This window comes from Mizugakiibacter sp., assembly GCF_039680435.1.
Classification (GTDB): domain Bacteria; phylum Pseudomonadota; class Gammaproteobacteria; order Xanthomonadales; family Rhodanobacteraceae; genus Mizugakiibacter.
Map to the genome: position 1 here is coordinate 1 of NZ_JBDKSX010000040.1, position 10792 is coordinate 10792.

General features: G+C 70.5%; 8 protein-coding genes and 1 tRNA gene. 7 read left to right on the plus strand and 2 right to left on the minus strand.

What is annotated here, in order from left to right:
- Together ABFC67_RS04565 and trxB are read right to left on the minus strand one after the other, a co-directional pair.
- The coding region (locus ABFC67_RS04565) for a GNAT family N-acetyltransferase (protein WP_346736862.1) at window positions 1-1083 on the minus strand (1083 nt) is incomplete at its 3' end.
- Window positions 1084-1122: 39 nt separating this feature from the next.
- The gene (gene trxB / locus ABFC67_RS04570) at window positions 1123-2085 is read right to left on the minus strand and encodes a thioredoxin-disulfide reductase (protein ID WP_346736863.1); all 963 of its coding nucleotides are present in this window, start codon (window positions 2083-2085) and stop codon (window positions 1123-1125) included.
- Window positions 2086-2366: 281 nt separating this feature from the next.
- On the opposite strand from trxB, the gene ald reads away from it, so the two are divergent.
- From ald to ABFC67_RS04605, 7 genes are all read left to right on the plus strand, one after another.
- A complete protein-coding gene (gene ald / locus ABFC67_RS04575; protein WP_346736864.1) occupies window positions 2367-3434 on the plus strand; it encodes an alanine dehydrogenase in 1068 nt (355 codons plus the stop codon).
- Window positions 3435-3484: 50 nt separating this feature from the next.
- Window positions 3485-5818, plus strand: a complete 2334-nt coding sequence (locus ABFC67_RS04580; protein WP_346736865.1) for a DNA translocase FtsK 4TM domain-containing protein — start codon at window positions 3485-3487, stop codon at window positions 5816-5818.
- A gap of 90 nt (window positions 5819-5908) precedes the next feature.
- The gene (gene lolA / locus ABFC67_RS04585; RefSeq protein ID WP_346736866.1) at window positions 5909-6562 is read left to right on the plus strand and encodes an outer membrane lipoprotein chaperone LolA; all 654 of its coding nucleotides are present in this window, start codon (window positions 5909-5911) and stop codon (window positions 6560-6562) included.
- An 81-nt stretch (window positions 6563-6643) separates the two neighbouring features.
- Entirely contained in the window at window positions 6644-8026 is a 1383-nt protein-coding gene (locus tag ABFC67_RS04590; protein WP_346736867.1) for a replication-associated recombination protein A, read from the plus strand.
- Between the two features lie 97 nt (window positions 8027-8123).
- Entirely contained in the window at window positions 8124-9338 is a 1215-nt protein-coding gene (locus ABFC67_RS04595) for an MFS transporter (protein ID WP_346736868.1), read from the plus strand.
- Between the two features lie 32 nt (window positions 9339-9370).
- Window positions 9371-10648 carry a serine--tRNA ligase gene (gene serS / locus ABFC67_RS04600; protein WP_346736869.1) on the plus strand — a complete coding sequence of 426 codons (1278 nt, stop codon included), beginning with the start codon at window positions 9371-9373 and terminating at the stop codon, window positions 10646-10648.
- A 27-nt stretch (window positions 10649-10675) separates the two neighbouring features.
- A tRNA-Ser gene (locus tag ABFC67_RS04605) sits at window positions 10676-10765 on the plus strand.
- The last annotated feature ends 27 nt before the right edge of the window (window positions 10766-10792 follow it).

A 10792-nucleotide genomic window follows, 5' to 3' on the forward strand; every position in this document is an offset into this window, starting at 1 on the left:
GCGCGCCTCGTGCGCAAGCGCCTCGCGCAGCGCCGCGCGGAAGCGCGGATCGCGCAGGTAGTGGCGCGAATGCGTGCGCGACGGCAGGAAGCCGCGCGCCAGCTTGTGTTCGCCCTGCGCGCCCGGTTCGAAGCGGGCGAGGCCGTGGCGGATGCAGTACTCGATGCCCTGGTAATAGCACAGCTCGAAATGCAGGCCCGGCACGTGCGTGTGCGCGCCCCAGTAGCGGCCGTACAACGTGTCGCGACTGCGCAGGAACAGCGCGCCGGCGACGATGCGCCCGCCGCGCCGGCCGAACGCGACCAGCACCTGCGCCGGCATCGCCGTGCCGAGGTGGCGGAAGAAGGCTGCGGTCAGCGTGGGCAGGTTGCCCTTGGCGTCGAAGGTGCCGCGGTAGAGCGCGTGCATGTCGGCCCAGGCGCGCGCGTCCATGGCGGCGCCGTCGCGCAGTTCGACCTCGATGCCGGCCTGCGCCACCTGCGCGCGCTCGTGGCGCAGGTTCTTGCGCTTCCTGTGGTTCAGCGCGTCGGCGAAATCGGCGAAGTCGCGGTAACCGCGATTGCGCCAGTGGAACTGCCAGTCGCTGCGCGCGAGCCAGGCGTCGTCGAAGGCCGTGGCGTCGTCGCCGGAAAGGAAGTTGGCGTGCGCGGAGGACAGGCCGCGCTCGTCGGCGAGTCGGCGCAACACCCCGGCCAGCGCCGCGCGGCGCGCGCCCGCGCCCTCGCCCTCGCCGGTACCGACCAGCAGGCGCGGCCCGGAGATCGGCGAATAGGGCACCGCCGCGAGCAGCTTGGGGTAGTAATCGAGGCCGGCGCGCGCGTAGGCGCGCGCCCAGGTCCAGTCGAACACGTACTCGCCGTGCGAGTTGCCCTTGAGGTACAGCGGCGCCGCCGCGACCAGCCGGCCGTGTTCGTACAGCCCGAGGTGGAACGGCTGCCAGCCGAGGTCGGCGCGTATGCAGTCGTGGCGTTCGAGCCCGGCGAGGAAGGCGTGGCGGACGAACGGATGGTCGTCCGCCAGCAGCGCGTCCCACGCCGCGGGCTCGATCTCGTCCAGCGCGGCGTGGATGCGGGCTTCGAGCATGCGCCGAGTATGGCGCCGGCGCGCGGCCGGCGCGAAACCTCACCCGACCGCGTGCTGCTGGTCGAGCCAGCGTTCGGCATCGAGCGCGGCCATGCAGCCGAAGCCGGCCGACGTGACCGCCTGGCGGTAGACCTGGTCGGCGACGTCGCCGGCGGCGAACACGCCGGGCACGCTGGTCATCGTGGCCATGCCGTCGAGGCCGGTGCGGATGCGGATGTAGCCGTTCTTCATGTCGAGCTGGCCGTCGAAGACGCCGGTGTTGGGCGTGTGGCCGATGGCGACGAAGAAGCCGGTCACGGCGATATCGCGCGTGCTGCCGTCATGCACGTTCTTGATGCGCATGCCGGTGACGCCGCTGTCGTCGCCCAGCACCTCGTCGACGGTATGGTTCCAGACCAGCTCGATCTTGCCGCTGGCCGCCTTCTCGAACAGCTTGTCCTGCATGATCTTCTCCGCGCGCAGGGTGTCGCGGCGGTGCACCAGGTAGACCTTGCGGCAGATGTTGGCGAGGTACAGCGCCTCCTCGACCGCGGTGTTGCCGCCGCCGATCACGGCGACGTCCTGCTCGCGGAAGAAAAAGCCGTCGCAGGTCGCGCAGGCCGACACGCCGCGTCCCTTGAACTTGTCCTCGGACTCGATGCCGAGGTACTTGGCGGTGGCACCGGTGGCGATGACCAGCGCGTCGCAGGTGTAGTCGCCGCTGTCGCCCTTGAGCCGGAACGGGCGCTGCGACAGGTCGGCGGTGTGGATGTGGTCGAACACGATCTCGGTGGCGAAGCGCTCGGCGTGCTTCTGCATGCGCTCCATCAGCGCCGGACCCTGCAGGCCTTCCACGTCGCCCGGCCAGTTGTCCACGTCGGTGGTGGTGGTCAACTGGCCGCCCTGCTGCAGGCCGGTCACCAGCACCGGCTTGAGGTTCGCGCGCGCCGCGTAGACGGCGGCGGTGTAGCCCGCGGGGCCGGAACCCAGGATCAGCAGGCGGCTGTGTTTGGAAGTGCTCATGTATAATCCTTGGCTTTGTTGCGGCTTGAAGATTGGCTGTCGAAGGGGACGCGCGCCGCGCGTGTTCCCGGGGTCGTTCCCGCTGCGTCCGCGCGCCTGAATCGGCGCGGGACGGACGCTTCCCGCCCGAACGCGCGCCTCCGCACGACGGAGGCGCGGCCACGGGCGGACGCCGGAGTGCGGGAGAATGGGGAACGGCAGGCGGCGAATCAAGGCGCACGGTTGAGACAGGAGGCCGCGCTCGCGCGGCGACCTTTCATTTCGCACGAGGAAATGTACGCATGCGTATCGGTATTCCGTCGGAAACCAAGACCCTCGAGGGCCGCGTCGCGCTGGTCCCCGCCGCCTGTGCCGACCTGGTCCGTCGCGGCCACGAGGTGTTCATCCAGTCCGGCGCCGGCCTGAAAAGCGGCTTCGCGGACGAGGCGTTCGCCAAGGTCGGCGTGAAGATCGTCGCCGACGCCGCCGCGCTGTACGAGGCCGGCGAGCTGATCGTCAAGGTGAAGGAGCCGATCGCCGGCGACCTCGCCCTGCTGAAGAAGCACCACCTGCTGTTCTGCTACCTGCATCTCGCTGCGGAGCCGGAACTGACCAGGCGCCTGCTCGACATCGGCCTGACCGGCGTCGCGTTCGAGTCGGTGGAAGAGACCAACGGCTCGCTGCCGCTGCTGGCGCCGATGTCGATCATCGCCGGCCGCATCGCCGTGCAGGTCGGCACGCACCTGCTGCACCAGCCGGAAGGCGGCAAGGGCAAGCTGCTGGGCGGCCTGCCGTCGACCGAGCGCGGCAAGGTGGTGGTACTGGGCGCGGGCGCCGCCGGCGGCAATTCCGCCGCGCTGGCCGCCGCCTCGGGCGCCAACGTGGTGGTGTTCGACAAGCGCCCCGACCGCCTCGCGCAGATGATGGCGCTGGGCGCCAACGTGACCGCGCTGTATCCCTACGACACCGTGGTGGCCGAGGAAGTCGCCACCGCCGACCTCGTGGTCGGCGCGGTGCTGATCCCCAGCGCCAAGGCCCCGCACGTGGTCACCAGGGCGATGGTTGCGAGCATGGAGAAGGGCAGCGTGCTGGTCGACATCTCGATCGACCAGGGCGGCTGCCTCGAGACGTCCAAGCCGACCACCTGGAAGGAGCCGACCTACCTCGTCGACGGCGTCACCCATTTCGCGGTGACCAACATGCCGGGCGCGGTGCCGCAGACCTCATCGCAGGCGATCTCGGCGGCGATCCTGCCGTACGTGCAGCGCCTCGCAGCCGGCAAGGAGTGGCGCGACTACACTGCGCTCGCGCGCGGCATCAACGTCGAGGGTGGCGAGATCGTGCACCCGGCGCTGCAAGGCATGGTATAAGCATCGCCGTAACAGCGGGTTAGGCCGCCAACTTGAGGTGAACTCTGATCGTGGCGCGCAGCGCGAACGCGAAGGGCAAAACCCAGGCCGGCGGCCTCAGTGACGGCACGCGGCGCATCCTGCGCGAAGCGGGTGCGCTGCTGCTGCTGCCGCTGGCGCTGTATCTGCTCGCCTGCCTGGCGAGCTACAACCCCGGCGATCCCGGCTGGTCGCACGCCGGCCAGCCGGACTTCGGCATCCGCAACTTCGGCGGCACCGTCGGCGCCTATCTCGCCGACCTGCTGCTGTACCTGTTCGGCGCGCTGGCCTATGCGTTTCCGCTGCTGCTGGGCGTACTGGGCGTAACGGTGCTGCGCGGTCGCAACGCCGCGCAGGCGCCGTCGCCGCTGGAGCCGACCCTGCGCCTGATCGGCTTCGTTGCGTTCTTCGCCAGCGGTTCCGGCCTGGCGCACCTGCATTTCGACGGCCCCAGCCGGCTGCCCAACCGCGCCGGCGGCATCCTCGGCGAGCTGGTCGGCGGCGTGCTGATGAAGGGCTTCGGCTTCTCCGGCGCGACGCTGTTCCTGCTCGCGCTGTTCCTGGTCGCGGTGACGCTGGCGACCGGGCTTTCCTGGTTCAAGGTGACGGACGCCACCGGGCGCCTGGCGCTGGCGTTCGGCGCGTGGTTCGGCGGCAAGCTGAAGCGGGCGCCCGAGGCGATGGCCGCGCGCGCCGCGCGCATCGAACGCGTGGAGGTGCGCAAGGTCGAGGCGGTCAAGCAGGCCAAGCGCGAACCGATCCGGATCGAGCCCACGGTGGCGCCGATCGAGAAAAGCGAGCGCGCCCGCCGCGAAACGCAGATCCCGTTGTTCAGCGGCCCCGCCGCCGACGGCGAGCTGCCGCCGCTGTCGCTGCTCGACGAGCCGAAGCCGCAGGGCAAGGGCTACTCCGAGGAAACGCTGGAAGTCCTGTCGCGCCAGGTCGAGCTGAAGCTGAAGGATTTCCGCATCGACGCCAAGGTGGTCGGCGTCTATCCCGGCCCGGTGATCACGCGCTTCGAGCTGGAGCCGGCCGCCGGCGTGCGCGGCAGCCAGATCTCCAGCCTCGACAAGGACATCGCGCGCGGCCTGTCGGTGGTCAGCGTGCGCGTGGTCGACGTGATCCCGGGCAAGAACGTGATCGGCCTGGAGATACCCAACGCCAACCGCGAGATCGTCTACCTCTCCGAGATCCTGCGCTCGGAGAAATACGACACCACGCGCTCGCCGCTGGCGCTGGCGCTGGGCAAGGACATCGGCGGCCGCCCGGCCGTGGTCGACCTGGCCAAGATGCCGCACCTGCTGGTCGCCGGCACCACCGGTTCCGGCAAATCGGTGGCGCTGAACGCGATGGTGCTGAGCCTGCTGTACAAGGCCGGCGCGCGCGACGTGCGCATGATCATGATCGACCCGAAGATGCTGGAGCTCTCGGTCTACCAGGGCATCCCGCACCTGCTGGCGCCGGTCGTCACCGACATGAAGGAGGCCGCCAACGCGCTGCGCTGGTGCGTGGCGGAGATGGAGCGCCGCTACAAGCTGATGGCCGCGGTCGGCGTGCGCAACCTGGCCGGCTTCAACAAGAAGGTGCGCGACGCCGAGGCCGCCGGCCAGCCGCTGCTGGATCCGCTGTTCCGGCCGAACCCGGAGATGCCGGGCGTCGCGGCCGAACCGCTGCAGCCGCTGCCGTACATCGTCGTGATCATCGACGAATTCGCCGACATGATGATGATCGTCGGCAAGAAGGTCGAGGAGCTGATCGCGCGCCTGGCGCAGAAGGCGCGCGCCGCCGGCGTGCACCTGGTGCTGGCCACGCAGCGCCCGTCGGTGGACGTGATCACCGGCCTGATCAAGGCCAACATCCCGACCCGCATCGCCTTCCAGGTGTCCAGCAAGATCGACTCGCGCACCATCCTCGACCAGTCCGGCGCCGAGACGCTGCTCGGCCACGGCGACATGCTGTACCTGCCGCCGGGCACGGCGACGCCGGAGCGCGTGCACGGCGCCTTCGTCGACGACCACGAGGTGCACAAGGTGGTCGAGTGGCTGCGCGCGCAGGGTGCGCCGGAATACATCGACGGCGTGCTGGAGGAAGTGCAATCGCTGGGCGACGGCAAGGTGATCGGCGAGTCCGGCCTGCCGGAAGAGGCGGGCGGCGAGGGCGGCGCCGACGACGAGCTGTACGACATGGCGGTGCGCATCGTCACCGAGTCGCGCCGCGCCTCGATCTCCGGCGTGCAGCGCCGCCTGAAGATCGGCTACAACCGCGCCGCGCGCCTGATCGAGCTGATGGAGCAACAAGGCATCGTCAGCCCGCCGCAGCACAACGGCAACCGCGAGGTGATCGCGCCGCCTCCGCCCGGCGCCTGACCGGCCGCGCGCTGAACCGCAGGCGGCGCCCGCCGCAACGTTTGCGCCGACCGCCTGTCTCCTTATCCGACTCCCGACCCGATGACCACCATGCGCAGCTTCCTGTTCACCGCCGCCCTCGTCCTGCTGGCGCTGCCGGCGCACGCCGCGGACAGCGCGCGCGCGCGCCTCGACGCCTTCGCCAAGGGGCTGAGCGCGGTCTCCGCGCACTTCGCGCAGACCGTCTACGACGTCAACGGCCAGCCCGCCGACAGCACCGAGGGCAGCCTCGCGCTGTCCGCGCCGCGCCAGTTCCGCTGGGAGACGACGCGGCCGTACAAGCAACTGATCGTCGCCGACGGCATGCACGTGTGGATCTACGATCCCGAGCTGGAGCAGGTGACGGTGCGCAACCAGGGCGTCGAGGAATCGCACAGCCCGCTCACCGTGCTGACCGACCTCGGCCAGCTCGACCGCGAGTTCAAGGTCAACGAACAGGGCAACCGCGACGGCCGCCTGTGGCTGCGCCTGAAGTCGACCGCCAAGGATCCCCAGTTCGAGTACGCCGACCTCGGCTTCGGCCCCGCCGGCCTCGACCGCATGGTGTTCAAGGACACGCTCGGCAACCGCACCGAGATCCGCTTCTCCGACTGGCAGCGCAACCCCAGGCTGCCCGCGGACGCGTTCAAGTTCACCCCGCCCAAGGGCACCGACGTGATCGGCGATATCACGCCGGATGCCGAGGTGCACCCGCTCAAGGACTGAGCGCGCCGCGGCCCCGGCCGCGACGCCGCCCGGACGCGATCCGGCGCGGTGCGCGGACGCCGATTGCGTATGATCGGCGCCATGCCTCGCCGCAAACCCGTCGCCGCTTCCTCCGGGCTGTTCGCCGAATCCGACGCGCTGAAGCCGCTGGCCGAGCGCATGCGCCCGCGCACGCTGGACGAGATTGTCGGCCAGTCGCGCCTGCTCGGTGCGGACACGCCGCTGCGCCGCGCGCTGGAAGCGGGCCGCGTGCACTCGATGGTGCTGTGGGGGCCACCCGGCTGCGGCAAGACCACGCTGGCGCTGCTGGTGGCGCGCTATGCCGACGCCGATTTCCGCGCGGTATCCGCGGTGCTGTCCGGTCTGCCCGAAGTACGCAAGGAACTGGCCGCGGCCGAAGAGAATTTCGCCCAGGGCCGGCGCACCGTGCTGTTCGTCGACGAGGTGCACCGCTTCAACAAGGCGCAGCAGGATGCCTTCCTGCCGCACATCGAGAAGGGCGTGATCGTGTTCGTCGGCGCCACCACCGAGAACCCGTCGTTCGAGCTGAACTCGGCGCTGCTGTCGCGCTGCCGCGTGCACGTGATGGATGCGGTGCCGGCCGAGGCGATCGTCGCGGCGCTGCAGCGCGCGCTGGCCGACGCCGAGCGCGGCCTGGGCGGGCAGGGCATCGAAGTCGACGACTCTGCGCTGGCGCTGATGGCGCGCGCCGCCGACGGCGACGTGCGCCGCGCGCTGACCTTCCTCGAGATCGCCGCCGAGCTGGCCGAGCGCGACGCGTCGGGGCGCGCGCGCATCGGCGAGGCCACGCTGGACCAGGTGCTGGCCGACCGCACGCGTCGCTTCGACAAGGGCGGCGAGCAGTTCTACGACCAGATCTCGGCGCTGCACAAGTCGGTGCGCAGCTCGGACCCGGACGCCGCGCTGTACTGGTTCGCGCGCATGCTCGACGGCGGCTGCGATCCGCGCTACCTGGCGCGGCGCATGACGCGCATGGCGATCGAGGATGTCGGCCTGGCCGACCCGCGCGCCTGGCAGCTCGCCCTGCACGCCTGGGACACCTACGAGCGGCTGGGCAGCCCGGAGGGCGATCTTGGGCTCGCCGTGCTGGCGGTCTATCTGGCGGTGGCACCGAAGAGCAATGCGGTCTACCGCGCCTTCGGCGAGGTGCAGCTCACGGTCGGCGAGTCGGGCACGCTGGAGGTGCCGATGCACCTGCGCAACGCGCCCACCCGGCTGATGAAGGGGCTCGGCTACGGCAAGGGCTACCAGTACGACCACGACGTCGAGGGCGGCGTCGCGCTCGACCAGCAGTGCCTGCCCGATGCGCTCGCCGGCACCGAGTTCTACGCGCCCACCGAACACGGCCTCGAGGCGAAGGTGAAGGCCAAGCTCGACGCGCTGCGCGAGGCGCGACGCGCGCTGCGCAGCGGGAAGCGGCCAAACGCGGATCAAGGCGGATGAACGCCGCCATGACATCGAGGCTCGATCCGCGTTCGTTCGCGTTCGGCCGTGCCGAAACCGTTTCTTCCCGCTTTCGCGAACGGGAAGAGCGCCGCGGATGATACGGAGCATCCGCAATCTGCCGTCCACGGTCTGGCTGCTTGGCCTGATCAGCCTGTGCAACGACGCCGCCAGCGACATGATTTACCCGCTGGTGCCGCTGTACCTCGTCTCGGTGCTGATGGCGGGGCCGAAGGTGCTGGGCCTGATCGAGGGCGTCGCGGAAGCAGTCAGCAGCCTGCTCAAGCTGTTCGCCGGGGTGATGGCGGACCGCACCCGCAACGTGCGCGCCTGGGTGATCGGCGGCTACGCGCTGGCCGGCTTCGCGCGGCCGCTGGTCGGGCTCAGCACCACCTGGCTGGGCGTGTTCGCCGCGCGCTTCGCCGACCGGGTCGGCAAGGGACTGCGCTCGGCGCCGCGCGACGCCATGCTGGGGCTCAGCGTGGACAGCCGCCGCCGTGGCCTGGCGTTCGGCTTCCACCGCGCGCTGGACAACCTCGGCGCAGTGGTGGGTCCGCTGGTTGCGGCGCTGCTGCTGGCCGCCGGATTGACCCTGCGCCAGGTATTCCTGTGGTCGGTCGTGCCGGCGCTGGCCGTACTTGCGCTGACGTTCGCCCTGAAGGAGCCGCCGCTCGCCGCGGCTTCGAAACGCGAGCCGGTGCGATGGACTTTCGCCGGCCTGCCGTCCGCGTTCCGGCGCTATCTGGTCGCGCTGGGGCTGTTCACCCTGGGCAACGCCTCGAACATGTTCCTGCTGCTGCGCGCGCAGGATCTTGGCGCCAGCGCCGAGCGGATAACGCTGATGTGGGCGGTGTACTCCTCGATCGCGGCGCTGGGCTCGACGCCGCTCTCGGCGCTGTCCGACCGGTTCGGACGCTTCCGCGTGCTGGGCGTCGCCTGGGCAGCCTACGCCGTGGCCTACCTGCTGATCGGCCTGCTGCCGGTCGCGGACTGGGCGCTGTGGCTGGCGTTCGCCGGTTACGGGCTGGTCACCGCCGCGCTGGAAGGCACCGAGAAGGCGCTGGTCGCCGACATGGTCGAACCCGCGCGCGCCGGCACCGCGTTCGGCTGGTACAACCTGGTCGCCGGCGTGCTGCTGCTGCCGGCGTCGCTGCTGTTCGGCGAGCTCTGGCAGTCGGTATCGCCGTTCGCCGCGTTCGCCTTCGGCGCCGTTTGCGCCGCGCTCGCGGCGCTGCTGCTGGCGACCTGGGTGCGTGCGGCGGCGGCGAGGCCGGGCGCCGCGTTTGCGCCGGTTCGCGAGCAGCCGCGATAATCCGCGTTCGACCGCATTCGCAAGGATTCCCCATGCTCGACCCCGTGCTGCTGCGCGCGCGCCTCGACGAAACCGCCGAGCGCCTGAAGACGCGCGGCTTCGCGCTCGATACGGCCGCGCTGGCCGCGCTCGAAGCCGAGCGCAAGACGCTGCAGGCCGAAACGCAGGAGCTGCAGAGCGTGCGCAACGCGCGCTCCAAGGCGATCGGCCAGGCCAAGGCGAAGGGCGAGGACGCAAGCGCGCTGATGGCCGAGGTCGCGGGGCTGGGCGACAGGCTGAAGGCCAACGAGCAACACCTCGCCGACGTGCAGGCGCAGCTTGCGGAGATTGCGCTGCGCGTGCCGAACGTGCCGGACGCAGCTGTGCCGGTCGGCAAGGACGAAACCGAGAACGCCGAGATCTCGCGCTGGGGTACGCCGCGCGCGTTCGACTTCGCGGTGCGCGACCATGTCGAACTGGGCGCGCGCCACGGCTGGCTGGACGGCGACGCCGGCGCGAAGCTGTCGGGCGCGCGCTTCACCGTGCTGCGCGGCGCGCTGGCGCGCCTGCACCGCGCGCTTGCCCAGTTCATGCTGGACCTGCACACCGGCGAGCACGGCTACCTCGAGTGCAACGTGCCGCTGCTGGTCAATCCCGAAACCATGCGGGGCACTGGCCAGCTGCCGAAGTTCGAGGAGGATCTGTTCGCGACCCAGGTCGGCGAAACCCGCCGCTACCTGATCCCCACCGCCGAGGTCTCGCTGACCAACCTGGTGCGCGATTCGATCGTCGAGGCCGACGCGCTGCCGATGCGCCTGACCGCGCACACGCCGTGCTTCCGCGCCGAGGCGGGCTCCTACGGCAAGGACGTGCGCGGCATGATCCGCCAGCACCAGTTCGAGAAGGTGGAGCTGGTGCAGGTCGTGCGCCCGGCCGACTCGTTCGCCGCGCTGGAGGAACTGGTCGGCCACGCCGAGAAGGTGCTGCAGCGGCTCGGCCTGCCGTACCGCAAGGTGCTGCTGTGCACCGGCGACATGGGCTTCGCCGCGGCCAAGACCTACGACCTCGAGGTCTGGCTGCCTTCCCAGAACACCTACCGCGAGATCAGTTCCTGCTCCAACTGCACCGACTTCCAGGCGCGCCGCATGCAGGCGCGCTGGCGCAACCCCGAGACCGGCAAGCCGGAGCTGGTGCACACGCTGAACGGCTCCGGCCTCGCCGTCGGCCGTACGCTGATCGCGGTGATGGAGAACTACCAGAACGCCGACGGGTCGATTACGGTGCCCGAGGCGCTGCGCCCGTATCTCGGTGGCGCCGATGGAATCGCGTGATGCGTCCGAGGCGGGTGAAACGAACAGGGAGAGGTGGCCGAGCGGTTTAAGGCACCGGTCTTGAAAACCGGCGTGGTAGCGATACCACCGTGGGTTCGAATCCCACCCTCTCCGCCAGAAACGACGACGGCCCCGCGAGGGGCC